Source organism: Variovorax paradoxus NBRC 15149, assembly GCF_001591365.1.
Classification (GTDB): Bacteria; Pseudomonadota; Gammaproteobacteria; order Burkholderiales; family Burkholderiaceae_C; genus Variovorax; species Variovorax paradoxus.
The window spans coordinates 377,916-403,548 of the sequence record NZ_BCUT01000001.1 but is presented as its reverse complement, the minus strand read 5'-3'; the positions used below and the strand labels follow the sequence as shown (position 1 = coordinate 403,548).

General features: G+C 67.4%; 21 protein-coding genes. 2 read left to right on the top strand and 19 right to left on the bottom strand.

The features are described from left to right. Positions 1 to 23 precede the first annotated feature (23 nt). Genes VPA02S_RS01875 through VPA02S_RS01815 form a run of 13 tightly spaced genes read right to left on the bottom strand, consistent with a single transcriptional unit; the run spans position 24 to position 16,537 of the window. Positions 24 to 1,694: a thiamine pyrophosphate-binding protein gene (locus tag VPA02S_RS01875; protein WP_062361749.1), complete on the bottom strand. Its 1,671-nt coding sequence runs from the start codon at positions 1,692 to 1,694 to the stop codon at positions 24 to 26. After that, on the bottom strand, positions 1,691 to 2,908 hold the full coding sequence (locus VPA02S_RS01870) for an alpha-hydroxy acid oxidase (protein ID WP_081247471.1): 1,218 nt from the start codon (positions 2,906 to 2,908) through the stop codon (positions 1,691 to 1,693). The genes VPA02S_RS01875 and VPA02S_RS01870 overlap by 4 nt, the downstream gene beginning before the upstream one ends. Positions 2,909 to 2,915: 7 nt before the next feature. Continuing rightward, on the bottom strand, positions 2,916 to 3,722 hold the full coding sequence (locus VPA02S_RS01865) for an enoyl-CoA hydratase/isomerase family protein (protein WP_062361746.1): 807 nt from the start codon (positions 3,720 to 3,722) through the stop codon (positions 2,916 to 2,918). Between the two features lie 35 nt (positions 3,723 to 3,757). Beyond that, entirely contained in the window at positions 3,758 to 4,354 is a 597-nt protein-coding gene (locus VPA02S_RS01860) for a UbiX family flavin prenyltransferase (RefSeq protein WP_062361743.1), read from the bottom strand. Continuing rightward, positions 4,351 to 5,814 carry a UbiD family decarboxylase gene (locus tag VPA02S_RS01855; protein ID WP_062361740.1) on the bottom strand — a complete coding sequence of 488 codons (1,464 nt, stop codon included), beginning with the start codon at positions 5,812 to 5,814 and terminating at the stop codon, positions 4,351 to 4,353. Before VPA02S_RS01855 ends, VPA02S_RS01860 begins: the two co-directional genes overlap by 4 nt. A gap of 44 nt (positions 5,815 to 5,858) precedes the next feature. After that, complete coding sequence (locus VPA02S_RS01850) at positions 5,859 to 7,439, bottom strand: AMP-binding protein (protein WP_062361738.1); 1,581 nt, start codon at positions 7,437 to 7,439, stop codon at positions 5,859 to 5,861. Position 7,440: 1 nt separating this feature from the next. Next, positions 7,441 to 7,968 (bottom strand): (2Fe-2S)-binding protein, encoded by a 528-nt coding sequence (locus tag VPA02S_RS01845; RefSeq protein WP_062361735.1) that lies wholly within the window; start codon positions 7,966 to 7,968, stop codon positions 7,441 to 7,443. Next, positions 7,965 to 8,795 carry an FAD binding domain-containing protein gene (locus VPA02S_RS01840; protein ID WP_062361732.1) on the bottom strand — a complete coding sequence of 277 codons (831 nt, stop codon included), beginning with the start codon at positions 8,793 to 8,795 and terminating at the stop codon, positions 7,965 to 7,967. Before VPA02S_RS01840 ends, VPA02S_RS01845 begins: the two co-directional genes overlap by 4 nt. Next, positions 8,792 to 11,800 carry a xanthine dehydrogenase family protein molybdopterin-binding subunit gene (locus VPA02S_RS01835; protein WP_062364363.1) on the bottom strand — a complete coding sequence of 1,003 codons (3,009 nt, stop codon included), beginning with the start codon at positions 11,798 to 11,800 and terminating at the stop codon, positions 8,792 to 8,794. Before VPA02S_RS01835 ends, VPA02S_RS01840 begins: the two co-directional genes overlap by 4 nt. Before the next feature lie 11 nt (positions 11,801 to 11,811). Beyond that, positions 11,812 to 12,789, bottom strand: a complete 978-nt coding sequence (locus VPA02S_RS01830; RefSeq protein ID WP_062361730.1) for a Bug family tripartite tricarboxylate transporter substrate binding protein — start codon at positions 12,787 to 12,789, stop codon at positions 11,812 to 11,814. A 47-nt stretch (positions 12,790 to 12,836) separates the two neighbouring features. Beyond that, complete coding sequence (locus tag VPA02S_RS01825; RefSeq protein ID WP_062361727.1) at positions 12,837 to 14,291, bottom strand: aldehyde dehydrogenase family protein; 1,455 nt, start codon at positions 14,289 to 14,291, stop codon at positions 12,837 to 12,839. A 22-nt stretch (positions 14,292 to 14,313) separates the two neighbouring features. Next, positions 14,314 to 15,306 carry a tripartite tricarboxylate transporter substrate binding protein gene (locus VPA02S_RS01820; RefSeq protein ID WP_062361725.1) on the bottom strand — a complete coding sequence of 331 codons (993 nt, stop codon included), beginning with the start codon at positions 15,304 to 15,306 and terminating at the stop codon, positions 14,314 to 14,316. A 46-nt stretch (positions 15,307 to 15,352) separates the two neighbouring features. Beyond that, on the bottom strand, positions 15,353 to 16,537 hold the full coding sequence (locus VPA02S_RS01815; RefSeq protein WP_062361722.1) for a mandelate racemase/muconate lactonizing enzyme family protein: 1,185 nt from the start codon (positions 16,535 to 16,537) through the stop codon (positions 15,353 to 15,355). Positions 16,538 to 16,673: 136 nt separating this feature from the next. Here VPA02S_RS01815 and VPA02S_RS01810 point away from each other — a divergent pair, with 136 nt between their 5' ends. Continuing rightward, the gene (locus VPA02S_RS01810; protein WP_062364361.1) at positions 16,674 to 17,576 is read left to right on the top strand and encodes a LysR family transcriptional regulator; all 903 of its coding nucleotides are present in this window, start codon (positions 16,674 to 16,676) and stop codon (positions 17,574 to 17,576) included. A 648-nt stretch (positions 17,577 to 18,224) separates the two neighbouring features. Here the strand turns inward: VPA02S_RS01810 and proC are convergent. The 5 genes from proC to VPA02S_RS01790 form a co-directional block, all read right to left on the bottom strand. Then, positions 18,225 to 19,055, bottom strand: a complete 831-nt coding sequence (gene proC / locus VPA02S_RS01805) for a pyrroline-5-carboxylate reductase (protein WP_062361719.1) — start codon at positions 19,053 to 19,055, stop codon at positions 18,225 to 18,227. A gap of 54 nt (positions 19,056 to 19,109) precedes the next feature. Beyond that, on the bottom strand, positions 19,110 to 21,428 hold the full coding sequence (locus VPA02S_RS01800) for an L-glutamate gamma-semialdehyde dehydrogenase (protein WP_081247470.1): 2,319 nt from the start codon (positions 21,426 to 21,428) through the stop codon (positions 19,110 to 19,112). Between the two features lie 302 nt (positions 21,429 to 21,730). Then, positions 21,731 to 21,916, bottom strand: coding sequence for a hypothetical protein (locus tag VPA02S_RS31635; RefSeq protein ID WP_155736540.1), 186 nt, complete (start codon positions 21,914 to 21,916; stop codon positions 21,731 to 21,733). Next, the gene (locus VPA02S_RS01795; RefSeq protein ID WP_062361713.1) at positions 21,909 to 22,259 is read right to left on the bottom strand and encodes a hypothetical protein; all 351 of its coding nucleotides are present in this window, start codon (positions 22,257 to 22,259) and stop codon (positions 21,909 to 21,911) included. The genes VPA02S_RS31635 and VPA02S_RS01795 overlap by 8 nt, the downstream gene beginning before the upstream one ends. Before the next feature lie 127 nt (positions 22,260 to 22,386). Further along, complete coding sequence (locus VPA02S_RS01790) at positions 22,387 to 23,607, bottom strand: site-specific integrase (RefSeq protein ID WP_062361711.1); 1,221 nt, start codon at positions 23,605 to 23,607, stop codon at positions 22,387 to 22,389. 95 nt (positions 23,608 to 23,702) lie between these two features. Between VPA02S_RS01790 and dusA the strand changes: the two genes are divergently transcribed. Beyond that, positions 23,703 to 24,704 (top strand): tRNA dihydrouridine(20/20a) synthase DusA, encoded by a 1,002-nt coding sequence (gene dusA / locus VPA02S_RS01785; protein ID WP_062361708.1) that lies wholly within the window; start codon positions 23,703 to 23,705, stop codon positions 24,702 to 24,704. Positions 24,705 to 24,716: 12 nt separating this feature from the next. Here dusA and VPA02S_RS01780 read toward each other — a convergent pair whose 3' ends face one another. Beyond that, on the bottom strand, positions 24,717 to 25,598 hold the full coding sequence (locus tag VPA02S_RS01780) for a TauD/TfdA dioxygenase family protein (RefSeq protein WP_062361705.1): 882 nt from the start codon (positions 25,596 to 25,598) through the stop codon (positions 24,717 to 24,719). Positions 25,599 to 25,633 lie beyond the last annotated feature (35 nt).

Here is a 25,633-nt window from a genome sequence, read left to right as displayed (position 1 = left end):
GCTGGAGCCGGCAGAAGAGGAAGCTACTTTCGCAACATGGACACGGTCAGTTTCGGGGACAGTGCCTCCGGGCTTACGTGCAGTTCGATCAGCGCCGGCGTGCCGGCTACGCGGGCGCGTTCGAGCGCCGCGGGAAACTCGCTCGTGTGCCTGACAGTCTCGCCATGCGCACCATAGGAGCGCGCCAGCATGGCGAAGTCGGGATTGCCCAGCGCCGTGCCCCATACATTGCCAGGGTAGTGCCTCTCCTGATGCATGCGGATGCTCCCGTACATGCCGTTATTGACGACGATGACGATCACGTTCAATCGATACTGCACGGCCGTCGCGAGTTCCTGCCCGTTCATCAGGAAGCAGCCGTCGCCTGCGAAGCACAGGGCCGTGCGCTCCGGGTGCACCAGCTTTGCCGCGATGGCCGCGGGCAGGCCATAGCCCATGGTGCCGCTGGTGGGTGCGAGCTGCGTGCGCATCCCGCGGTAGCGCCAGAAGCGCTGCACCCACAGCGTGTAGTTGCCCGCACCGTTGCTGACGATGGTGTCGGGCGGCAGCGTCTCGCGCAAGTGGACCATGACCTGGCCCAGATCGACGTCGCCGGGCATCGTTGCGGGCGGCTGGATGTGGTCGAGCTGGTCGGCGCGTGCGGCGCGGGTCCAGGCATTCCAACGCGCTGAAGCCATCGGCTTCAGCGCCCGCGCGGCACGCGCGAACGCCGGCATCGAGGCATTCACCGGCACCTCGGCATGGTAGACATGCCCGAGTTCCTCCGGGTCGGGATGCACATGCACCAGCCGCTGCGCCGGAAGCGGCACGTCGAGCAACGAGTAACCCTGTGTCGTGGTTTCGCCCAGGCGTGCACCGACCGCGATGACCAGATCGGCGTCGCGCATGCGCTGAGCGATGCGTGGGTCCATGCCCAGGCCGGCCTCGCCGATGTAATGGTCGTCATGGTTGTCGATCAGGTCCTGACGGCGGAAGGCGCAGGCGACCGGCAGGTCGAAGTTCGCTGCGAAGGCAGTGATGTCGGCACTGGCCTCGCGCGTCCACCCGCCGCCGCCCAGCACCAGCAGCGGCCGTTCGGCGCGCTGCAGCTCAGCGGCCAGATCGTCCATGGCCTCCCTGGTCGGGGCCGAAGCGCTGCGGCGGTAGCGCGGCGCGTCGGGCACGGACACGAGATCGGTCAGCATGTCCTCGGGCAGCGCCAGGACCACCGGCCCGGGCCGGCCCGACGTTGCGACGTGGAACGCGCGGCTGATGAATTCGGGCAGGCGCCGTGCATCGTCGACCTGTTCGACCCATTTGGCGATGTGGCCGAACATGTGGCGGTAGTCGATCTCCTGCCAGGCTTCTCGGCCCATTGCATCGCGGCCGACCTGGCCGATGAAGAGGATCAGCGGCGTCGAATCCTGCCGCGCCGTGTGAACGGCAATGCTCGCATTGGTCGAGCCTGGCCCGCGCGTGACGAAGCAGATGCCCGGCTCGCCGGTGAGCTTGCCATGTGCTTCGGCCATGTGGGCCGCGCCACCTTCCTGTCGGCAGACGATGAGGCGAATGGCGTCGCGTGCGTGGTACAGCGCATCGATCACGGCCAGGAAGCTTTCGCCCGGCACGCAGTAGGCGGTATCGATGCCGTGGATGCGCAGCGCATCGACCAGGACCTGGCCGCCGGTGCGTTCAGCAAGTAAGGGTGTTGTCATGATGCCTTCAGGGATGGGGCAGGGTGGATGAAAGCCGTGCGCTCGCCATCCTGCAGCGGAAGCCGGTCGTCGCGCACCAGCCAGTCGGGGCCGAGCTGCCGCACGTCGGCACAGCCGAGCAGGGCCAGGTCGGTGTCGATCTCGCGCCGCAGCAGCGCCAGCGCATGCGTAGCGCCGGCCTCGCCGCCGGCCGCGAGGCCGTACATCGCGGGCCGGCCGACGAAGACGGCGCGGGCGCCCAGCGCCAGCGCCTTGAGCACGTCGGTGCCGCGGCGCACACCGCCGTCGAGCAGCACCGTCAGCTGCGGCGCTGCGGCAACCATGGCCGGAAGCACGTCGAGCGGTGCGACCGCGCCGTCGAGCTGGCGGCCTCCGTGATTCGACACGAAGATGCCGTCGGCTCCGATGCGCTGCGCGGCGCGCGCGTCCTCGGGCCGCAGCAGGCCCTTGACCAGCAGCCGGCCCGGCCACCGCTCGCGGATGCGCGCGAGCTCGTCCCAGGTCATGGCGGCGCGGCCCGCGCGATGGTCGCCCTTGGCGGCGGTGATGATCCGGCCGCCCCGCGTCGCGGTGAAGTTCTCGAAGCGCGGAATGCCTTGCTTCCACAGCGTGCGCGCGAAGGTCTCGACCATCCATCGCGGACGCATCAGGCCGCCGGCCATCAGCCTTGGCGTGAAGCGCAACGGAATGCTGAAGCCGTTGCGCAGCTCGTTCTCGCGCACCGACGCGATCTGCACATCGACGGTGATCACCAGCACGCCCACGCCTGCGGCCTTCAATCGCTCGAGCAGCGGATCGATCACCGCGTGCTGCGCGGGCAGATAAGCCTGATACCAGGTGCCCGGTGCCTCGCGCATCACGAGCTCCAGCGGCACGGTCGACGCAGCGCTGAGCACCGACGGCACGCCGGCCTTCGCCGCGGCGCGCGCCAGCGCCACGTCGCCATCGAAGCAGCACAGGCCCGAGACGCCCATTGGCGCGATGCCGACGGGCGAAGCGTACGCCGCGCCGAACAGATCGATGGCCTGCGAGCGTTTCGAGACGTCGACCAGCGGCCGCGTGAGAAAGCGCCAGCGCCGGAAGGCGGCGCGGTTGGCCTCGAGCGAGACGTGGTCCTCGGAGCCGCCGCTGACATAGCCATGGATGCTCGGCGGCAGGCGGCGCCGAGCGGCCTCGGCCAGGTCGTCGATCGAGAGGACGCGTTCGGTCCGCATCCGCTGCTCAGCGGCCCGTGAAGCTCGGGCTGCGCTTCGCGTGGAAGGCTTCGACGCCTTCGCGGAAATCGTCGGAGCTGCGCAAGCGGCTGTAGCAATGGCCCTCCAGCTCGATGGCCACCGCAAGGGTCGAATCCTCCGTGTCGTTGAGCAGTTTCTTGGCGGTGCGCTGCGCGATCGGCGAGAAGGCGCGCAGCTCGTCGACCAGGCGGTCGGTCGCGGCTTCGAGCTCCGCGTCGGGCACGCACTCGGTGGCCACGCCCCATTCGCAGGCCTGCTTGCCGGGAATGCGGCGCGAGCGCATCACGATGTCCTTGGTGCGGGTGATGCCGACCATCTTCTGCAGCCGGGCGGAGCCGCCCGAGCCGGGAATCTGGCCCAGTTTCTGCTCGGGCAGGGCGTAGAGGCTGGTTTCGGTGGCGATGCGGAAGTCGCACGCCAGCGAAATCTCAAAGCCCACGCCGAAGCAATAGCCGCGGTTGGCGGCGACCACCGGCTTGCTGCAGCGCGCCGGCGCCGCAATGTTCCAGGCGAGCTTCGACACGTGCTCGGGTGAAGCTTCGAGAAAGCCCTTGATGTCGCCGCCGCTGGAGAAGTGCTCCCCCTCCGCGCGCAGCACGACCACGCGCACATCGGGGTTCTCGTCGAGCGATTCGAACACCAGGCGCAGCTGGTCGCGCTGGGCCATCGAGATGATGTTGTAGGGCGGGCGCTGCAGCACGATGTCGGCGCGTTCGCGGTTCGGATCGATCTCGACGCGAAAGCCATCGAGCTTCTCGAGCAGGGTCTGGGCGGAGTGGGCGAGTTGAGGCATGGTTGTCCTTGGTTAAAGAAATGGAAACGGATGGTTCAGGCGCCGAAGCTCGGGCGTTGCAGCCCTTCCCAGCGGCGCACGAGATCGTGGTGCTCGATGTCGAACAGGTCGAGCACGCGGCCGACCGTGTGGTCGACCATGGCTTCGAGGGAACTCGGCCGCGCATAGAAGGCGGGCACCGGCGGAAACACGATGCCGCCCATCTCGGTGACGGCCGTCATGTTGCGCAGGTGCGCGAGGTTGAAGGGCGTCTCGCGCGCCATCAGAACCAGCCGACGACGCTCCTTCAGGATCACATCGGCGGCGCGGCTGATCAGGTTGTCGGCCAGCCCGTGCGCCACGCTGGCCAGCGTCTTCATCGAACAGGGCGCGATCACCATGCCGGCCGTGCGGAATGAACCGCTGGAGACGGCCGCACCGATATCCTTGACGTTGTGCACGACATCGGCCAGAGCCTCGATGTCGGCGCGCTTCATGTCGATCTCCTGCGAGGCGGTGAGCGCCCCGGAGGCCGACATCACCAGGTGCGTCTCCCAATCGGGCATGGCGCGCAGCAGCTGCAGCAGGCGCACGCCGTAGATGGTGCCGCTCGCGCCGGTGATGGCGACGATGAGGCGCTTCTTCGTGCTCATCGCATGGCTCCGACGGCGAAGTCCACGCGCGCGGCCGTGTCGATCACCGCCGCGAGGTCGATCTCGTCCTCGCCCGGCACGCGCACCTTGGTGAAGACATGCTCGTGGTAAGCCACCGGCCTGGTGGCGTCCAGGCCCATCTTGGCGCTCAGGCCCTGCAGGTGCGGCGGCGGTGCGACGCCGTCGCCGAATTCCTGGCCGATGGTGGTCGAGGGGTCGAGCACCGAGCCCTGCGCGCCCTGGATCACGACCAGATCGCGGTCGGCCTGGAAGCGCGTGGCCACCGCCCACTCGACCTGCTGCGGCTCGTGCACCTGCACGTCGTCGTCGACCACGATCACCTGCTTGATGTCGTAGTGGGCGCCGAAGGCGGCGCAGATCACGTTCTTCGGCTGGCCTTCGTGCGTCTTCTTGATCTTGACGTAGAGGTGGTAGCGGCCGACGCCGCCGATGGCCAGGTGCACGTCCAGCACGTTCGGAAAGCTGCGCTGCAGGTGCGCCAGCAGCGTGGCCTCGCGCGGGATCGATCCGAGCAGCAGGTGCTCCATCTCGGCCGGCACGATGGTGTGGTAGATCGGCTCGCGCCGGTGCGTGATGGCATCGACCTGGATCACCTCGCGGTGCTCGCGCGCGCTGTAGTACTTGGGGAATTCGCCGAACGGGCCTTCGGGCTCCTTCACGCCCGGCAGGATGCGGCCCTCGATCACGATCTCGCTGTCGGCCGGCATCCGCACCTCGTTCGTCAGGCACTTCGTCACGCGCAGCGGCGCGCCGTGCAGTGCGCCCGCAATCTCCAGTTCGTCGCAGTCGATCGGCGCAATGGCTTGCGAGGCCAGCAACGTGAGCGGGTCGATGCCGATCACGACCGCGACTTCCAACGCCTCGTTGCGCGCTTCGGCCGTCTTGTAGAAGGCCCACAGGTGGCGCGGCAGCATCAGGATGGCCATGCGATCCGGGGCGTGCACCTGGATGCGGTTGATCGAAACGTTCTGCACGCCAGTCGCTGGGTTGCGGGCGATCACGAGGCCGGCCGTGATGTAGGGGCCATTGTCGTGCTCGCTGTGCGTGGGCACCGGCAGCACCTCGCGCACGTCGCGGTCGCGGTGCACCACCTGCTGGCAGGCGGCCTCGCCCTTGGCCACTTCCTGCCAGCGCAGCGGACGCTCTGCCGCATCGCGGAAGCGCTGCAGCAGCTCCGACTCCGGCACGCCCATGGCCTCGGCGATCCAGGCGCGGCGCGACATGAAGCCGGACACCACCGGCACCGCGTGTCCGCCCGGCTTGGGGAAGTAGGCGGCCTGCCGGCCGTCGAGGCGCTTGGCGATCGCGGCCAGCGTGTGCTGCAGCGGCGTGTCCTCGCGCATGACCGCGACGCGGCCGCTGTTGCTCAGGTGGGCGAGCCAGCGGCGCAGATCGGTGAAGGGCGCGCCCGGGGAGGTCGACGTCGTGGAGGTGGTCATGGATATTCTCCGGCCTGGGGAAAGGTGTGGCGAGGCGGCGGCTCTCAGGCCGCCGGGGTATCGGGATGGCTGCCGAGCGCTTCGTATTCGCCGGCGACGAGCTTGCGCCGCAGGATCTTTCCGACCGGCGACTTCGGGATCTCCGCAACGAAGACGTATTCGCGCGGCCGCTTGAAGTTGGGCAGGTCGGAGTTGCGGCAGTGGGCGTCGAGCGTCTGCGCATCGAGCCCGGGCTCTTCGCCGCTGCGGGTCACGAAGGCCACCACGCGTTGGCCCCAGCGCTCGTCCGAGAGGCCGGCCACCGCGACTTCGCCGACGCCGGGGCACAGCGAGATGACCGATTCGATGTCGACCGGCGAGATGTTCTCGCCGCCGCTGATGATCATGTCGTCGACGCGGCCGGTGACGTAGAGGTCGCCGTCGTCGTCGAAGTAGCCGATGTCTCCGGTGTGATACCAGCCGTTGCGCAGCGCGCGGGCGTTGGCATCGGGCCGGTTCCAGTAGCCTTCGAAGGCCTCGTCGCCGCGCAGGTCCGCGATGATCTCGCCTTCCTGGTTGGGGCCGACGCGGTCGTCCGCGCCGGTCGCGTCGAGCCGCACGATACGCAGCCGCGTATTGAGCCCGGCGCGGCCGGCGCTGCCGGGCTTTTTCACCGCGTCCTGGTCGATCGAGACGGTGTAGATCTCCGACGAGCCGTAGTGGTTGACGAAGAGCTCGGGCCGGAAGGCACGCGTCAGGCGCTGCAGCAGCGCGTCATGCATGGGCGCACCGGCGAAGCCCAGCTTGGTGACCGACGCGATGTCCTCACCCGGTCCGTCGCCGGCGCCGGCGCGCTGGCGTTGCGTCAGCATGTCGTGGTAAAGCGTTGGCACGAGGTACAGGCAGGTGATGCGCTCGCGCGCGATCAGCGCCAGCGCGGCATGCGTGTCGAAGCGCGGCAGGCAGACGAAGGTGCCATCGACCAGCGCCATCGCCAGCAGGGAGCGCACGCCCATCGTGTGGTAGAGCGGCATCACGCCGAGCGTGCGTTCGCCGCGGCGGTAGAGGTTCTGTGCCACGTGCGCCAGCGCGGCGGCGCGCTCCTGGCGATGGCGCCTCGGCACGCCCTTGGGCTTGCCGGTGGTGCCGGAGGTGTAGAGCATCAGCGAGACGTCGTCGGCCTCGGCGGCGAATTCCAGCATGGCGGCCTCGCCTTGGAGCAGTTCGGCCCAGCTGAGCGTCGCGTCGCCGCCTTCCAGCGCGCCCACGCCGATGCGCGGCACGGCGCGCGCGCCGGTGCTGTACTGCGTGGCCGCTTCGCTCGCGGCCTCGAAGACGAGGGCCTTGGCGCCTGCGTCGGACAGGCAGTAGTCGATCTCCTCCGGCTTGGCGCGCCAGTTGAGCGGCACGATCACCACGCCGGCGAACTGGCAGGCCCAATGCAGCGTGGCCGCCTCGTGCCGGTTCTGCAGCACCGAGAGCAGCCGGTCGCCGCGCGCCAGGCCGAGCCTGCGCAGGCCGGCGGCGGCGCGCGCCACCTGGTCTTGCCATTGCGCATAGGTCAAGCGCACGCCGTCGTCCACCAGCGCGAGCGCGTGGGGACTGCGCTCGACGCTTTGAAGGAATGTGGTTGCGAGGTCGAGCATGTCAGTTGTCCATTGGGAGGGGTTGGGAGGCGACGGCGATGCGGCGCAGGGCGGCGGTATCGAGCACCGCCTGGACGATGGGCGTGTAGCCGGTGCAGCGGCAGAGGTGGCCGGAGAGCATGTCGCGCACCTCGGCCTCACTGGGGTCGGGGCGGCGGCGCAGGTAGTCGTCGCAGGACATCAGGATGCCGGCGGTGCAGAAGCCGCACTGCAGCGCGTGGTGGCGCTTGAAGGCCTCCTGCAGGTCCGACAGCGGACCGTCGGCATCGCACAAGCCTTCGACGGTGGCAATGTGGCGGCCTTCGGCCTGCACCGCGAGCGTCATGCACGCGCGGCTGGCGACGCCATCGATCTGAACCGTGCAGGCGCCGCACACGCCGTGCTCGCAGCCCACATGCGTCCCGGTGGCGCCCAGGCCCTCGCGCAGGAAGTCCGACAGCAGCATGCGCGGCGTGCAGGGCGCGCTGCGCGCGGTGCCGTTGAGTTGCAGCCGCACCGTGTGCAGGCTGTCGCGGCCGATCTGTTTCACGAGTGGTTCTCCATGACACGGGCGAGCACCTGCGCGCCGAGCCGGCGCACCAGGTGACGCCGGAAGGTGGCGCTGGCATGCGCGTCGTCCTGCGCCTCCAGTTCCCAGGCGAAGTCGTTGAGGGCGCTGTCGAGGTCGGCGCCGCGCAGGCCGGCGGGCCACTGCGCGAGGCGCGGCCGGTCGGCCACGCCGCCCACGGCCAGGCGCAGCCCGCGCGCATCGGCCGTGGCCGCGGCCGACACGATGGCGAAATCACCGTGCCGCGCCGAGAACTCGGTGAACGCGCTGCGCTGGCCGGCAGCGGCCAGCGGAAAGCGCACCTCGGCCAGCAGCTCGTCCGGTGCGCGCGCCGTCATCAGCATGCCCTGGAAGAAATCCGCGGCCGGCAACGTGCGGCGCTTCGAGGCGCTGCGCAGCACGACTTCACCGCCGAGCGCCAGCAGCACCAGCGGAATCTCCGCGCTCGGGTCGGCATGCGCGACCGAGCCGCAGACCGTGCCGCGGTTGCGGATCTGGAAGTGCGAGATGAAGGGGAAGGCCTGCGCCAGCAGCGGGACTTCGTGCACGAGCGACTTGCGCCACTCGACGCTGCCCTGCGTGGCCGCCGCGCCGATGGCGAGCATGCCGCCGTCCGCTCGCACGTAGTCGAGGTCGGCGGTGCGCGAGATGTCGATCAGCGCGCTGGGCTGAGCCAGGCGCATGTTGAGCACGGCCATCAGCGACTGGCCGCCGGCGAGGATGCGCGCATCGGCACCCAGCGCACGCAACTGCTGCACGGCCTCGTCGGCCGATTCGGCGCGCACGTAGTCGAAGGCCGCGGGCTTCACTTTGCGCCTCCGAGCATGCGCAGCAGGCGACGCCACCAGGGATCGGCCACCGGCGCTGCCCCCTGGCCGCCGGCCTGCCGGCCGAGCTGCTCGAACAGCTGCTTGAGCACGATCTTGGCCGCGCCTTCGAGCATGCGCCCGCCGACCGCCGCGACCTTGCCCGAGACCTCGGCCTCGTAGTCGTAGCGCAGCAGGGTGCCGCCGTCTTTCGGTTCCAGCGTTACCAGGCCGCTGCCCTTGGCCGCGCCCACACTCGACAGGCCCGAGCCGGCGAGCCGCAGGCGCCGAGGCGCCTCGATTTCGCTGAGCGCGATCTCTGCCGCGTAGCGTGCCTTGATCATGCCGACACCGACCGTCACGTCGGCGCGATGGCGGTTGGGCCCGACCGACTCCAGCGCATTGCAGCCGGGGATGACGCGGGCCAGCGCGACCGGGTCGAGCAGCACTGCGAACACCGCCTCGGGTGTGGCGGGCAGCAGGATCTCGCCCCGCGCCGACAGGGCCTTGCCCTTGCCTCCTTTCGGGTTCGCAGGGGGTTCCGAGGCCGGCATGGCTGCGGCGGCGCTGCCTGCGGAGGGCGGCGGGTCATCCATGCCCAGCAGGTGCATCACGCGCGAGGGCGTGAGCGGTAGCACGATATCGGCGCGCCCCAGCGCGTCGGCCACCGCGTTGGCGATGCACGGCGGCGTGCTCATGTTGTTGCCTTCGCCGAGGCCCTTGGCGCCCAGCGGCGTGAAGGGGCTGGGCGTTTCCAGGTGCAGGATCACGGGGTCGGGCACCTCGCAGGTGGTCGGCACCAGGTAGTCGGCGAAGGTGCCCGACTGGAAGCTGCCGTCGGCGCCGTAGCGGAACTCCTCCATCAGCGCCGCGCCCAGCCCCTGCGCGAAGGCGCCGCGGATCTGGCCATCGGCCAGCGCCGGATTGAGCAGGGTGCCGGCGTCGTGGGTGGTGACGTAGCGGTCGATGCGCACGCGGCCGGTGTCGCGGTCGACTTCCACTGCGCAGATGTCGAAGGCGAAGCCATAGGCGGCCGAGGTGTTGACGCGGTCCTGGTCGTCGGGCGCCGTGAGTTGCGGCGGCGTCCAGAACGCGGTCTCGCGCAGGCCGGGATCGGTGCCCGCTGGCAGCAGGCCCGGCGCCCAATGCGGGCTGGCGGCGAACCGGGCGAAGGGCAGGCTGCGCTCGGGTGCGTGCCTGGCGTACACCTTGCCATAGGCGAACACGACGTCCGCTGCCGCGCAATCGAGAGAGGCCGCGGCAATGCCGGCCAGCTTGTCGCGCAGCCGCGTGCACGCGAGGTGCAAGGTGCCGGCCACGGCGCCGGCGAACCGGCTCGAGTAATTGCCCGCTGCGACCGACCAGGCATCCTTCTGCGTGTCGAACTCGACGTTCACCGATACCTCGGACGGCTCGACGCCGAACACGTCGGCCACGATCTGCGCGCATACCGTGCGATGGCCCTGGCCGGCCGGCGACGAGGCGATCACCACGCTGAGTCCGCCCAGCGGATCGATGCCCACGGTCGCGGCAGCGATGGCGCCGTTCTTCGGCCCGGCCTTGGTGCGCTGCTCGCGCGGCATCACGGTCGTGATGTAGCCCATGTTCGACACCGAAGGCTCGACGATGGCCGCGAAGCCGATGCCGTAGAGACGGCCCTCGGCGCGGGCCGTTTCCTGCCGCTGGCGCAGTTCGGCCAGGCCGCCGTCGCGCACTGCCATGGCCAGTGCCGCCTGGTAGTCGCCGGAGTCGATCAGCGCGCCGGCTGCTGCGCGGTACGGGAAGGCATCGCTCGCGATGAAGTTGCGGCGGTACACGTCGAGCGGATCGAGGCTCAGCTCGACCGCGATGCGCTGCACCAGTCGTTCGAGCGCGAAGTACACCTGCGGCCCGCCGAAGCCGCGCACCAGGCCGCTCGGCGTCTTGTTGGTCAGCACCACGCGGTTGCGCACGCGCAGGTGCTCGATGGCGTAGGCGCCGGTGAGGCAGCCGTGCATGCGGTAGAAGGTGGCCGGCTCGGGCGCGCGCAGGTAGCCGCCGCAATCGTCGAATTGGTCGAGCGACAGTGCGGTGATGCGGCCGTCGGCTTCGACCGCGGCCTCGGCATGGCACAGCCGGCCGGTGGCCGAGGTGGCGGCGGTCAGGTGCTCGAGCCGGTCCTCGACCCATTTCACCGGCGAGCCGGCCTTGCGCGCAGCCAGGCACATCAGCACGGCCGGCGCCATCACCGCCTGCTTGACGCCGAAGCTGCCGCCGGAGTCGGCGAAGGTGCGATGCCGCAGCCGGTTGCCGGGCACCTTGAGGGCCATCGCCATCACCGTGTGCAGCGAGAACGGGCCCATGAAGTTGGACTGGATGTCGTAGCCGTCCTGCTCCGAGAGGAACTCGGCGATGACCACCGCCGTTTCGATCGGCGTGCAGGAGTTGCGCGGGTAATGCACGCTGAGCGCCACGCGGTGCGGCGCGGCGGCAAAGGCCGCGTCCGGGTCGCCGTAGCAGAAGGAACGGTCGCTCACCACGTTGCTGCCTACGCGCTCGTGCAGCACGGGTGCGCCTTCGGCGGCGGCCGACTCGATGTCGACGACGGCGGGCAGCTGTTCGTAGTCGGCCTCCAGCAACTCAAGCGCGTCCTCGGCGAGGTAGCGGCTCTCGGCCACCACCACTGCGATCGGCTCGCCGGCATAGCGCACCTTGTCCACCGCCAGGGCCCACAGCTCCATCGGCTGCTTGACGCCGACGATGAAAGGCTTGGACCAGCGCTGGACGTCGGCGCCCGTGAGCACTGCGCGCACGCCGGACATAGCTTCGGCCCGCGCGGTGCGCACCGCCAGCACCCGGGCGTGCGCATGCGGCGAGCGCAGCACTGCGGCATGCAAGGTGTCGCTGCGCACGGGGGCATCGTCGCCATAGCGGCCGCGCCCGGTGAGCAGCGCGCGGTCTTCGACGCGCTGGGCCGGCCGGCCGACATGGGGCCGCGCGGGTGCGTCGACGAAGGGAGGAGCGCTCATCAGCATCAAGTTCACTCGGCCTTGATGCCGGCCTTCCGGATCACGGGCGCCCACTTGGCATCCTGCGCGGCGAAGAACTTCTCGAAGTCCGCCACCGAGCCGCCCAGCACCTCGACGCCCTGCGCCGCGAAGATGGCTTTCACGTCGTCGGACTTGAGGGCCTTTTGCAGTTCTGCGTTGAGCTTGTCGAGGATCGGCTTGGGCGTGCCCTTGGGCGCGGCCAGGCCATACCACACGGCGACCTCGAAGCCCGGGTAGCCCTGCTCCGCGACGGTGGGCACGTCGGGTATGGCCGCCAGGCGCTTCGGCGTGGTCACGGCCAGCGCGCGCATCTTGCCGGCCTTCACGTGGGGCAGGGCGTTGGGCAGGTTGTCGAACATCACGTCGACCTGTCCGCCCAGCAGGTCGGTCACCATCGGCGCACTGCCCTTGTACGGAATCTGGTTCATGTCCGTGCCGGTCACGCTCTTGAAGTACTCCATCGCAAGGTGCAGCGAAGTTCCGTTGCCGGCCGAGGCGTAGTTGAGCTTGCCGGGATTCGCCTTCGCATTGGCAATCAAGTCGGCCATCGACTTGATGGGCGATTCGGCGCGCACCAACAGCAGGTTGGGTGTCTGTCCACCGAGGATGACCGGCGCGAAGTCCTTCTTCGTGTCGTAGGGCAGCTTGGGATAGATGTACTGGTTCACCACAAGCGGGAAGCCGGCCACCACCAGGGTGTAGCCGTCGGGTGCCGCCTTGGCGCCGGCATCGGTGCCAAGCACGGTGCCGGCGCCGGGCCGGTTGTCGACCACCGTGGGTTGGCCCCAGGCGTCCTGCAGCTTGCGCGCGAACACGCGCGCCATCGTGTCGTTGAAGCCACCCGGGGTGTACGGCACGATGATCCGGATCGGCTTGTCGGGGTAGCTGCCGGGCTGGGCCTGCACCGCGGGCAGCGTGAGTGCCAGCGCGGTTGCGGCAAGGCAGTGGAGGAAGGTCTTCTTGTCCATGATGTCTCCGTTCTTTGATGTCGATTCGGTCGCAGGTGTCGCGGCGCTCAGATCGCGCCGACCTGCTGATAGATGTGCTTGATCTCCTGGAAGTCGATCAGCGCGTCGTAGCCGTGCAGGCGGCCGAGGCCGCTGCGGCGGTAGCCGCCGGTCTCCGCCTCGGCGAAAAGCTTGTTGTGGTCATTGATCCAGACCGTGCCGTTGCGCAGCGCGCGGGCCACGCGCAAGGCGCGCGCGCCGTCGCGCGTCCACACGCTGGCCGAGAGGCCGAACTCCGAGTGGTTGGCACGCGCCACGGCCTCGGCTTCGTCTTCGAAGCGCTCGACGACAAGGAGGGGCCCGAAGATCTCTTCCTGTACGAAAAAGGCGCTGGTGTCGCGATGCGCGACCAGGGTGGGCGTGAGGAAGGCGCCGCGCGCGAGCGCACCGGCACCGCGGCTGCCGCGCAGCAGCACCTCGTCGGCTGCAGCCATCGCCTCGTCGATGCGCTGGCCGACGCTGCGCGCGGAATCTTCGTCGATCATCGGACCGATGTGCGCGCCCTCGGCTAGGCCGGGCGCGACGCTCAGCGCCCGTAGCGAGGCGGTCAGCGCCAGCTTCATCGCGTCATAGTGCTTCGCGTGCACCAGCACCCGGCGCGCGGCGGTGCACTGCTGGCCGCTGATGATGGTGGCTGCCGCCGCGAGCGCAGGCGCCACCGCCTGCACGTCGGCGTCGTCGAAGACCAGGCAGGCGGACTTGCCGCCGAGCTCGAGCGACAGCTTCTTCATCGTCGGCGCCGCTGCGGCCATGATGCGTTGGCCCGTCGCGTTGGAGCCGGTGAAGCTGATGACGTCGACGTCGGCCGACTCGACCAGGCGCGCGGCGACCTCGTGACCGTCTTCGCTCACCAGGTTCACCACACCGGACGGAAGGCCCGGGGCGGCGTGCAGTTCGGCGATGAGCGCGGCGGTGATCAGCGCGGTCTGCGGCGCCGGCTTGACGACCGTGGCGCAGCCGGCCGCCAGCGCAGGCGCGAGCGAGCGGATCAGCAGCACCGCCGGCGCATTCCACGGCACGATGATGCCGACCACCCCGGCGGGCTCCTTCAGCAGCGTGGAGAAGGCGCCTGGCTCCACCTCGAAAACATGGCCCGGCATATAGCGCGCGAGGCCGGCGTAGTAGCGGATCTCGGAAACGGCGGCACCGATTTCGCCGCGCGACTGCGCAATGACCTTGCCGTTCTCCAACGTAAGCAGGCGAGCGAGCTCTTCCGCGCGGGCTTCGATGCGGTCGGCCCAGCGCAGCATGACCATCTGGCGCAGGCGTGGATTCTGTGCCCAGCCGGGCTGGTCGAAGGCGCGGCGTGCGGATGCGATGGCGGCATCGCCGTCGACGCGGCTGGAGGCGGCATAGCGGCCCAGCGCGGTGCCGTCGGCCGGGTTGTGGCGGGTGCCCCAGGCGCCGGATTGCGCGGGCCGCCACTCGCCGTGGATCAGGTTCTTGGCTTGGAGGTCGTTCATGGGTGTGGCTGAGGTAGGCGCGTCATTCGGCTGTGATGCGGCCGTCTTGCACGACCTTCTTCCACAGTGCCATTTGCGAGTCGATGAAGCGCTGGAACTGCGCGGGCGTTCCGCCGTCGGGCACCACGCCTTGCTGCGCGAACACCTTCTTGACATCGTCCATCGCGAAGATCGCGTTCATCTCGCGGTTGAGCTTGTCGATCACCGGCTGTGGGGTGCCGGCCGGCACCACGAACCCGTGCCAGGAGCTCACTTCATAGCCCGGCACGCCCGCTTCGGCTGCCGTGGGCAGCTCGGGCATCAGCGGCGAGCGCTTGGTGCTCGCGATCGCCAGCGCACGCACCTTGCCGGATTGGATGAAGGGAAGCGCGTGCGGCAGGAGGTCGACGGCCAGGTCGACCTGCCCGCCCGCCAGATCGGTCAGCAGCGGCGTACTGCCCTTGTAGGGCACCTGCGTCATACGGGTGCCTGACACACTCTCGAACAGCGCCATCGCCAGATGGTTGGAAGAACCCGAGCCGGACGACCCGTAATTGAGGGCGCCGGGCTTCGCCTTGGCCGCCGCGAGCACGTCGCCGAGCGTTCGCAGAGGACCGGCCGCGTGCGACACGATGAGCATCGGCGAACGGCCCGCCAGCACTACCGGCGCGAAGGCCTTGGCGCTGTCGTAGGGCAGCGACTTGTAGAGCCACGGGTTGGCCGCGAACGGGAACTGCACCACCAGCAGCGTGTAGCCGTCGGCCGGTGCGGTGGCGGCGGCCTGCGTGCCGATCACTGTGCCGCCACCCGGCTTGTTGTCGACGATCACGGGCTGCTTCCATGCGGCCGAGAGCTTGTTCGCGACGAGCCGGCCGAGCGTGTCGTTGAAGCCGCCCGCAGGGTACGGCACGACGATGCGGATCGGCTTGGCGGGGTAACTGTCCTGCGCCCGTGCCGGACCGGCAACGAAGGCGAGCGCGAGAGCGGCGCCCACGGCGGCCGCCAGGAGCGCACGGCGGCGCTGGAATGTCTGCATGGGTTTGTCTCCGGAAGTTGTTGTGCGGCGAAGCGGATGCAAGACGTCAGGCGTAGGCCGGACCTTCGATGGCGGGGTGCGCAGCGAGGAAGGCTTCATCGACCTCCACGCCGATGCCGGGCGCATCGGAGGGACGCACGCAGCCGTCGGCGCCGATCGCGAAGGGCGTGGCGACCAGCTCGTCACGGAACAAGTTGCCGCGCGACACGTCGGCCTCGAAGTAGCCATGGCCCTCGATGGCAGCGAGCACGTGCAGCGTCGCGGCCATGTTGATGCCTGTCATCGACGAGTGCGGATGGATCGGCAGCTTGTGCGCCGAGGCCAAGGCCGCGATGCGCATCGTCTCGGTGATGCCGCCGGTCTTCGACAGGTCGGGCTGCAGGATCGACACCACGCGGTCGTCCACCAGCCGGTTGAACTCGAAGCGTGTGTAGTGGTTCTCGCCGGCGGCGAAGGGCACACGGCCGTAGGCGCGCGCCAGCTCGTAGCTGCGGTAGTCATGTGCGGGGAAGGGTTCTTCGAGCCAGCCCACGTTCAGCGCGTCCAGCTGAGGCATGGCGCGCCGCGCATCGGCCAGGGAGTAGGCGGCGTTCACGTCCGTCAGGATCTCGATGCCTTCGCCAAAAGCCTTGCGCACCGCGGCCACGCGCGCCACGTCGCGCTCCACCGTGTCGCCCAACCGCAGCTTCACCGCCTTGTAGCCGGCCTGCACGTGGGCGGAGGCTTCGTCGACCAGCGCCGACGGATCCTGCCAGCCCAGCGCCACGCCGCCGGCGTAGGCAGCGATCGGCTTCGACGCGCCGCCCAGCAGCTTGTACAGCGGCCACCCCGTCGCCTTGCCGCGGATGTCCCACAGCGCCATGTCGATCCCGCTCATGGCAATGGCGCAACCCGCGCCGATGCCGTGGCTCGCCAGCTGGCGCGAATAGATGCGCTGCCACACGCCGTTGACGTCGGTCGCGTCCATGCCGAGCACCATCGGCCGGAGCGCATGGGTGACGAAGTGCGCGATGCTCGAATGCGCGCGGCCGTGGTGCGATTCGCCCCAGCCGACCAGGCCGTTCTCGGTCGTCACCTTGACGATCACGGCGTCGCGCTTGAGCGTGCGGCCGACGCCCAGTCGCACGCTGTGCGCGGCGGGAACGGGGAACGACGTGGCCCAGGCCTGGATGTCGGCGATGGCGGACCCGGACGTGGCGGACGGCGCGTCCGACGCGAGCGAAGAGGGCATGTGAACTTGTCTCCATGAGCGGCACGAGGGTGGCCGTCTGGGAGAAAGTCTAAAAATCGCCTTGCATCAGGTCAATTAATATTAAATGATACGAGCGATCATTTGCAGTGATGCCACTCACGCTGGGAGAAGGTTCATGGAGTTCCGTCAGATCCAATATTTCGTCTGCCTCTACGAAGAAGGCTCGGTGACCCGCGCGGCACGGCGCCTCAACATCGTCCAGCCGGCGCTCAGCATGCAGATCGCCAAGCTGGAGGAAGAGGTCGGGCAGCAGCTGTTCGTGCGAAGGCCGCAGGGCATGCAGCCGACCAGTGACGGACGGCGCATGTACCGCCTGTTTCTGCCCGTGCTGGGTGATTTCTCGCGAGCGCGCGAACAGGTCATGCAGACCAGCGCGGAACTGACGGGGCAGGTGCGCGTGGGAATGATCGCGACCATCGCCCAAGGAGTGTTGGTCGACGCCCTGCTGGAGTTCTCGAGCCTGCATCCGAAAGTGGAGCTTTCATTGACCGATGGCTTCAGCGGCACGTTGACCGATGCGGTGTCGGTCGGTCAGTTGGACGCAGCGATCATCAACAAGCCGCGGCGATCGCTGGCCCTCAACTCCGAACCCATCGCCGAAGAAGAACTGCTGCTGGTCACCGGCCCTCTGCATACTGCATTGGACGAAACCGTTCCGTTCCGTGAGCTTGCGCATCTGAAGCTCGTGCTGCCCACGCGCCAACATGGTCTGCGCGGCATCATCGAGAGCTTTGGCGAAGCCGAAGACGTGTCGCTGGCTCCTGGCGTCGAGATCGATTCGATCAGCGCGATTCTGAAGCTGGTTCTCGAGAGTGAGTTCTGTACGGTGCTGCCGCGCATCGCCGTTCGAAAACAGCTTGAGCATGCTTCGCTGCGCGGTCACACAGTGATAGCGCCTCGCCTGACGCGGCAGCTCGTGTGCGTGACACACCCGAGGCGGCCGCCAACCCCTGCCGCCGCGGCGTTTGTTGCGACTGTGGTGCGGCATGTGCGAGGGCTCGGGGGAAATTCGGTTTGATCTTGTTGGGCACAGCTGGATCCCCCTCCGTTCACCCCATCAGTCGCCAGCGTGGCGTGTGAGCGAAGTCGCGCACCCTCTCCATCGACAGCGAATCGCCAGACAGGCGACGCCTAGCTAGCGAGCGCCGGATAGTCCGTATAGCCCTTTGCATCGGGCGTGTAGAACGGTACCGGGGCAGGGGCGTTCAGCGGCCTTCGTGGCGCCTGCGGTCGACCAGGTCGGGTTGGTGATGAAAGTCTTGCACATCGCCGCGAGGTCTGCGCGGCCTTCGCTGAGGGCCTGCTGCGCGCTGGCTTGTCGGGTCCGCCGGCAAGAATGCAAGGACCGTCGAAGGCAGCCCATAGGTCGGTCTTAAGCTTCGGCGGAACAGGCGGAGTGCCCGGGGCGAGCGGTCGAGCACGTGAACGTACATGAGCCCGAGTGCGGAGGTGTTGATTGCCACCGAAGGTCGGCAGGGCTCGAGCGGCGATTTCCATTGAGACGCCCATTGCCCTCAGCGCTCCTTGCGCAGCATGGCTTCCAGTGCTTGCATGGCTTGCGATGCCGCAGGGCTGAGATAGCCGGAGGCGCGCCGCACAATGCCCACCCGCCTGGCTGATCGCCACCCGCCGACGGGGCTCATCGTCCGATGCCTCTATCGTCTGCTCAGGACTTGGACAACTCCAGCGACAACTCTCCAGCCCGGAGGTAGGCCGACTTCACCGCCTCCGCAAGCGCTGCAGGAGTCGCCCTCGCATCGAGCACCGACAGCGCCGCTTCCGTGGTGCCCTTCCGGGAAGTCACCCGAGCGCGCAGCGCGCCGAAAGCCTCTCCCCATTTCGCCTGCTCTAGAGCGCCCAGGGCAGTTAGCAGCACCAGTTCACGCGCGGTGTCAGGGCTGAATCCGAGGGCTTCAGTGGCCGATTGAAAGGCTTCCAAGAAATGGAACACATAGGCAGGGCCGCTCCCGCTTACCGCGGTCACTGCATCCAGGCGTTCGTCGTTATCGACCCAAAAGCTGTGTCCAGTCGCGGACAGCAACGCTTCGACCCGCGCGCGGTCGGCATGCGACAGTTCTTTGGAAGCGGTCATCCCGGAGACGCCGGCACCGACCAAAGCCGAGGTATTAGGCATGACACGCACCACGCGGTGGGTTTGCAACAATACGCAGAGGGCTTCGACAGAAATGCCTGCAGCAATGCTGATGTGCAAGGCGCTGCCCAGGTGCTCCAGGGCGGCCGCAGCTGCTTCCCGGAACATCTGCGGTTTGATCGCCCAGACTACTATTTCGGCCTGCCCAATCCGTTCGTTGGCCTCGGCCGAAGTGTGTACGCCATAGCGCGACGACAGAAGCTCGCGCTGCGTTTCGATCGGCTCGACGACCAGAATGTGGCTGCCGCCGTTCGACGTCCCGACGAGGCCGGCGATGATGGCGCTGGCCATCTGGCCTCCGCCGATGAACACGATGGATGGTGTGATGATGTCGTTGGTGTGCATGAAGTGTTCTGCTTGGTTGTGCCCTGCCACGCCGTGCAGCAGGGCCTGTTCGGCTCACGCAATCGTCATGAGACTGGCGTTGCCCCCGGCGGCGGTGGTGTTGGTGCTGATGGCTCGCTCCACCATCAACGCTTCGAGCGGCATGCTTGCCTGCTCCGCGGAGAAGCGGCGTAGGCTCACGATAGGGCCGTCGCGTCGGGCAAGGAGGGCAGACACCCGCTTCAGCTCCGATTCGCTGCCCTGATGCAAGGCCACATCGAAGGCGACATTTGAAGACAGCCAGTCCTTTGCCAGCACGATCCGCTTCTGGACATCAGGCGGCAGGTTGGCCCTTAGTGCCTCTGTGGTTGAGCTTGCCTCCCAAATGACTTGCGTTCCGACTGCCAGCGCCGCCGCCAGGGCATGGAGATACCCATCGGTCGAATCCGCCATGCAGAACACGGCTTCCCGCGGATGCAGCGAATACACATTGCGTTCGCCGGTGGGGCCGGCCAGGACGCGCTCACTGCAGTCACCCACGAGGTCGGCGAACTTACGGCATTGCGCGGCCGTGCGGTGGGCCTGGTGTTCCGCAAGCCACGCCAGCAACGAACCAAACACTTCGGGCGTTCGTCGGTTCATCTGCACTGGCTGCGATCCAGGCAGGCCGACAGCCAGCGCCCGGCTTAGGACGTCTTGCGGCGTGGCCGCAATCAGCCGGTACATATAGAGCGGGCCGCCCGCCTTGGGACCGGTGCCCGACAGGCCTTCTCCACCGAACGGCTGCACGCCCACCACCGCACCCACCATGTTCCGGTTGATGTAGAGGTTGCCGGCACGGGCACGCGCCACCACGCGCTCGATCGTTTCGTCGATTCGGGTGTGCAGACCCATGGTCAGGCCATATCCGGTGGCATTGACTTGATCGAGCATTGCCAGCAGGTTCTGGCGCGAGAAGCGCACCACGTGCAGAACCGGACCAAAAACTTCCTTCGTCAGTTCGGAAATGCTCTCCAGCTCGATGAGGGTGGGCAGAACATAAGTGCCCCCCTCGATCACCGCGCGCGCATGGCGACCGAGCCGATGCACCTTGCGGCCCTTCGCGCGCATCGCTTCGATGTGGTCTTCGATGCCGCGGCGGGCACCGGCGTCGATGACCGGCCCGACATCGGTGCGAAGCATCGCCGGATTTCCGACATCCGACTCGGCCATCTCGCCGCGCACCATGGCAATGAGGCTATCGGCGATCTCGTCCTGTACGCACAGCACCCGCAGGGCGGAGCATCGCTGGCCAGCGCTATCGAAGGCAGATCCCACGATGTCGGCTGCGACCTGCTCCAGGAGTGCGGAGGAGTCCACCAGCATGGCATTCTGTCCACCGGTTTCCGCGATCAATGGAATCGGGTCGCCCGTGGGGCCGACGCGCCCTGCGAGCGTTTGCTGCAGGTGGCGGGCGACTTCGGTGGAACCGGTAAACATCACCCCTTGCGTCCGCGCATCCGCGATCATCCGAGCGCCGACGACAGAACCGCGGCCGGTGACTAGCTGCACGGCCGCGGGCGGCACTCCGCCTTCGCGCAGAAGCCCAATACCCGCTGCAGCGATCAGCGAGGTCTGCTCCGCAGGCTTGGCCAGCACGGTGTTGCCTGCCGCCGCCGCCGCTGCGATTTGGCCGACGAAGATAGCCAGCGGGAAATTCCACGGGCTGATGCAGACCACGGGGCCCAGGGCTCGATGGGCATGGTTGTCGAAGTCATTTCGGGCTTGGGCGGCATAGAAACGCAGGAAGTCGATGGCTTCCCGAACTTCGGCAATTCCATTGGAATAGGTCTTGCCCGCTTCTCGGGCGAGGAGGCCGAGCAAAAGGGGCATGCGCGCCTGCATGAGGTCCGCTGCCCGCTCCAGGCAGTCGGCGCGCCCTGCCGGCGAAGTCGCCGCCCAGGAGGGAGCGAATTCGGTGGCGGACTTCAGGGCGGACTCAATCTCGTCTTCGGTCGCGGCGCGGCACCGGCCCACGATGTCTAGGTGGTTCGCCGGGTTGCGAACAGGCTTCCAGCCGGCGTCGACCATCGGTGCGGCTTGGCTCAGCATGGGTTGGGCTGTCCACCGGACCCCGGCTGATTCTGTGAGTGCCAGCTCGAGTGACTGCAGCGTCTGCTCGTTCGACAGATCCAGGCCTTGCGAATTGCGACGGCCGGCACCGTATAGGCTCGACGGTTCCGCAATCAGCGGATGGGACAGGCCAAGCGAGCCCTCCGCCTCGGCCATGCGCTCCACCGCCTCGACCGGGTCCTCGACCAAGGCTTCGATCGGAATGCTGGGGTCTGCGACACGGTTCACGAACGAGGTGTTGGCGCCATTCGCGATCGAAAGAAGAGCTGCTGTGGTACGCAAGGTGCTCGGAACGCAGGTCGATGCGGCCGATCAGTTGTACCCACCAGTCGGTCAGCATGTCAAAGCTGTCCGTTGAACGACTGACAAGCTGCGAGATCCCAGAAATTTTCAGACCTATACTGAAGTGAGCATACGGGGCTCAGCTTGCAGGTGAGCCGATGAACCGCTTCTGCCGTTTTTTCAGGATGGCTTACGCGACTTGGTCCAGTAGGTCCTTCAACGCCGGTCCACGCGCTCGGCGAGCCTTTAAATTTAGGTGCCGCTATCGAGTGACTAGAAGGGACTGAGGCCCTCGCACGGAATCAAGAGTCCGTGATCAACTCAGGAAATTTACGCCGCCTGCTGCTTGTCGACCTCGCAGCCGCTTCGATCTTCGCCTTGACTTGGGTGGTCACGCGCGGGATGCCCTTGCTTGAAACGGTGAAAACGCGGCCGGGCGCTGCCTTGGCTGCCTTTGCGGGCTTCTTGATGGCTGTGGGGCTAGTCATGGGGACCTCCGACAGAGAATTTCTCACTCGTGTAGGTTAGCAGTTTGCGCCAGGACCTGCTGCCAGGCCGTAAATCGAAGGTCATCAGGCGCTGTGATCCTTCCGCCTCCCACCATGCCGGATCGGCCTCCAGAATATCCTGGACGGTTTGACAGCCCTGTAGATGCGGCGTGCTGCGCTGCTCATCGGGTAAGAACTCGGCGTCAAAACCAAGCTTCGGCCATACCTTGAACCCGACATGGCGCTCCTGGAATCCCTTGCCGCCCGCGGCGATCAGTGAGATTTCGTCCAGCCCGGCCAAAAGCGAACTCAAAACTGTTTGTTGGCCCCAGCTCAACGCCATCAAACCTGACGCGCGTGCCAGTCAGGTAAGTTCGCGTGATTTCATGGGCAAGCAGGACTTGGTGCAAGTCAGCGAGGTGTGATCGATAGAAGGGCGTCTGTTGAAGTGGCACGGTCCGAAGTCAAAACTAGATTGAAGCGCTCAGGCCGAGGGCTTCATGTTCATGATGATGTGGCTTTGCAATTTGCGAGGAATGGGCCGAGTTGGGCTGTGGGGCACGGCGCTCCGGGTTGCTCCAGGCACCCAACGCGATGTCTGCCGGCGTCGGGCCGGGGGGTATATCGAGCGACGTCGGGATGTTCTTTGGCTTGATGCTGCGCAGATGCTCAGGCCTCAGGTGGGTGTATCGCTTGAGCATCTTCCAGTCCTTGTGCCCAGTCACAAGCGCAGCCTGCTCGATGGTGAACCCCGCCTCGAAGAGGCGACTGGCTGCTTCGTGCCGTAGATCATGGAACTTGAGGTCCTTGATCTTCAATTCCTTGCATGCCCGACGGAAAGCGGTCCCGACCGAGCGACCGTTATACGGAAAGATCAAGCTGCTGTTCCCGGAGAACGGTTTCTGCTCCTCGAGAATGGCCCAGGCATCGAATCCGGTGACATCGAGCAGCGGCACCTTCTGGTCATTGCCATTCTTGTCCCGCGGATCTTTCCGGTCACGCACGATCACGGTACGAGCCTTGGCATCGATGTCCTCCCATCGGATGCGGCAGATCTCGTCCTGGCGCATCGCGGTGGCGATCGCGAATCGCATGATTCGTCCCAGCGGGATGATCTGCCGTGAATTGCTGGCGAAGTAGTCGGCAAGCGCCTGCAGTTCATCGAGGGTAGGGCGGCGGTCCCGTTCCCGCCCCTTGCCGACCAGGCCCAGGCGCTTGAGCGCCATGCGGGCCAGATCAATGGGCTCTACCTGAACGCGAATCCCGTGAACGGCCGCCGCGTGAGAAACTACCAGCTTGATGTAGCCGATGTCCATGCTGATGGTGACGGGGCCGGCGCTTTCCCTGGCGCGGTCCTTGCCGAACTGGATGAGCCGCTCGCGCGTGAGGTCCTTCAGCTTCAGCTTGCCCAGCTTCGTATTCAGTGCATCGAGGGTGAAGGCTTTGGAGCGTCGGGGCGCTCGCAGCACCTCCTTCATGTCCGTGATATGCAGATCGATCAGGTCGCCGAAGGTGGTCGGGTCCTTGACCTTTGAGCGGCTGGCGGGCTCGCCCAGATCGATGCGGCGCTCGGTCGCGAGAGCCCACTCCTGGGCATCCTTGTGCCGCCGAAAGGTTTCGCTCGCGTAGACACCCTTGCGGCGGACTTGCGCGCGCCAGTTGCCGGACGGAAGCTGCTTGAAGGTGGGCATTTCGTGTGCGCTACGTGTGCACTGACAGGGCGAAATGGGGCGTATTCGGGCGTTTTGGAGTGCACACGAGCGTGCACACGAGGGGTTCTAAGTGTATGAATGATAACGCTAAGTTGTTGAATTTAAAAGAGAAAATCGTCTCCGTCGCTCCGATGATGGATTGGACGGACCGCCATTGCCGTTACTTCCATCGCCTGATGTCGCGCCATGCGCTGCTCTATACCGAGATGGTGACCACCGGCGCGCTGGTGCACGGCGATGTTCCGCGGCACCTGCGCTTCAACGAGGAAGAGCATCCCGTGGCCCTGCAACTGGGCGGCAGCGAACCGGCCGATCTCGCGCATTGCGCCAGGCTCGGCGAGGAGTGGGGCTACGACGAGATCAACCTCAACTGCGGCTGTCCCAGCGAGCGGGTGCAGCGCGGCGCCTTCGGTGCCTGCCTGATGGCCGAGCCGGCGCTGGTGGCCGATTGCGTGAAGGCCATGGTCGACGCCACCCGCCTGCCGGTCACGGTCAAGCACCGCATCGGCATCGACAAGATCGAGAGCTACGAGTTCGTGCGCGACTTTGTCGGTGCGGTGAGCGAGGCCGGCTGCCGGGGCTTCATCGTGCATGCGCGCAACGCGTGGCTGCAGGGCCTGAGCCCGAAGCAGAACCGCGAGATTCCGCCGCTGCGCTACGAGCTCGTGCATCGCCTGAAGCACGAATTTCCGGAGCTGGATTTCTCGATCAATGGCGGCATCTCGGCCAACGCGCAGGTGCATGAGCACCTGCGGCTGCTCGACGGCGTGATGGTCGGCCGGGAGGCCTACCACAATCCCTGGTGGCTGGCCGAGTGGGACGCGGAGTTCTACGGCGCCGCGCCGCAGCCGCTGACGCGCGAGGAGGTCGAATCGCTGATGTGCGACTACATGGTCCGCGAGGCGGCGGAACACGGCACGCAGTGGTCGTCGATCGCGCGCCACATGCTGGGCCTGCGCAACGGACTGCCCGGCGCGCGCCGCTGGCGACAGGTCTGGAGCGACCATCGGCTCAAGACGCGCCCGCCGCACGAGGTGATGGCACTGGCGCACGAACCCGCCACGCAAGAGGCCTGAAGCCGCGCGGCCTCAAGCTGCCATCAGCGTGGCCTCGGGCACGTCCTCGATGGTGGTGCGGCGCAGTTCGCGGCGCTCGCCGATGTCGTAGCGCCGGCCGCGGTGCAGGGTGCTGCGGTTGTCCCACATCACGAGGTCGCCCACCTGCCATTCGTGCGTGTAGACGAACTCGCGGCGCGTTGCATGCTCGAGCAGGTCCGATAGGAACATGCGCCCCTCGGCCACCGGCCAGCCGATGATCTCGCGTGCATGCACGCCCACGAACAGCAGCTTGCGCCCCGAGCCCGGGTGCGTCTGCGCCAGCGGCCACACGGCGGGTGGAATGGCTTTCTTCTGGTCGTCGGTGTAGGCCTCGTCGCCCAGCAGGATGCGGGTGTGCAGTGCGTAGTGCTCGGCGCACAGGCCCTCGATCTCCGAGCGGGTGCGCTCGGGCAGGGCGTCGTAGGCGGCGCGAAGATCCGCGAACTCGGTGTTGCCGCCCCAGCTCGGCAGCACCAGCGCGTGCAGCATCGAATAGGCGGCGCGCGGGTTCTGGAAGGAGCTGTCGCTGTGCCAGAGCTGGTTGGCAAAGTTCGACAGGTTCTTGGGCGAATCGCGGCGCGCCACCTTGCCTTCTGCATCGACGTTGGAGATGTCGATCAGCCGTTCGTCCTCCAGCCGCTCGGGGCGCTTGAAGACCTTCTTCAGGCCCAGGTCGAGCGGGCCGAACGACTTCGCGAAATCGATCTGCTGCTGGCCCGTGAGCGGCTGTCCGCGCCACACCAGCACGGCGTATCGGTTCATGGCCGCGTTGATCTGCTTCACCTCGGAAGGCGAGAGCGGCTGCCTGATGTCGATGCCCCGCGCCTCGGCGGCGAAGAGCGGGTGCAGGGGGGTGAGTTCGAGGGAGGACATGGATCTTGCCAATGAAAGAATGGGAAATGGCGATG

Coding starts and splice junctions, on each gene's coding strand:
- VPA02S_RS01810 (WP_062364361.1), top strand. CDS start 16,674: ATGGAGTTCCGTCAGATCCAATATTTCGTCTGCCTCTACGAAGAAGGC.
- VPA02S_RS01825 (WP_062361727.1), bottom strand. CDS start 14,291: ATGAACGACCTCCAAGCCAAGAACCTGATCCACGGCGAGTGGCGGCCC.
- VPA02S_RS01780 (WP_062361705.1), bottom strand. CDS start 25,598: ATGTCCTCCCTCGAACTCACCCCCCTGCACCCGCTCTTCGCCGCCGAG.
- VPA02S_RS01855 (WP_062361740.1), bottom strand. CDS start 5,814: ATGACCACCTCCACGACGTCGACCTCCCCGGGCGCGCCCTTCACCGAT.
- VPA02S_RS01830 (WP_062361730.1), bottom strand. CDS start 12,789: ATGGACAAGAAGACCTTCCTCCACTGCCTTGCCGCAACCGCGCTGGCA.
- VPA02S_RS31635 (WP_155736540.1), bottom strand. CDS start 21,916: ATGACTAGCCCCACAGCCATCAAGAAGCCCGCAAAGGCAGCCAAGGCA.
- VPA02S_RS01865 (WP_062361746.1), bottom strand. CDS start 3,722: ATGCCTCAACTCGCCCACTCCGCCCAGACCCTGCTCGAGAAGCTCGAT.
- VPA02S_RS01860 (WP_062361743.1), bottom strand. CDS start 4,354: ATGAGCACGAAGAAGCGCCTCATCGTCGCCATCACCGGCGCGAGCGGC.
- VPA02S_RS01875 (WP_062361749.1), bottom strand. CDS start 1,694: ATGACAACACCCTTACTTGCTGAACGCACCGGCGGCCAGGTCCTGGTC.
- proC (WP_062361719.1), bottom strand. CDS start 19,055: ATGCACACCAACGACATCATCACACCATCCATCGTGTTCATCGGCGGA.
- VPA02S_RS01795 (WP_062361713.1), bottom strand. CDS start 22,259: ATGGCGTTGAGCTGGGGCCAACAAACAGTTTTGAGTTCGCTTTTGGCC.
- VPA02S_RS01870 (WP_081247471.1), bottom strand. CDS start 2,908: ATGCGGACCGAACGCGTCCTCTCGATCGACGACCTGGCCGAGGCCGCT.
- VPA02S_RS01815 (WP_062361722.1), bottom strand. CDS start 16,537: ATGCCCTCTTCGCTCGCGTCGGACGCGCCGTCCGCCACGTCCGGGTCC.
- VPA02S_RS01790 (WP_062361711.1), bottom strand. CDS start 23,607: ATGCCCACCTTCAAGCAGCTTCCGTCCGGCAACTGGCGCGCGCAAGTC.
- VPA02S_RS01820 (WP_062361725.1), bottom strand. CDS start 15,306: ATGCAGACATTCCAGCGCCGCCGTGCGCTCCTGGCGGCCGCCGTGGGC.
- VPA02S_RS01835 (WP_062364363.1), bottom strand. CDS start 11,800: ATGAGCGCTCCTCCCTTCGTCGACGCACCCGCGCGGCCCCATGTCGGC.
- VPA02S_RS01850 (WP_062361738.1), bottom strand. CDS start 7,439: ATGCTCGACCTCGCAACCACATTCCTTCAAAGCGTCGAGCGCAGTCCC.
- dusA (WP_062361708.1), top strand. CDS start 23,703: ATGAATGATAACGCTAAGTTGTTGAATTTAAAAGAGAAAATCGTCTCC.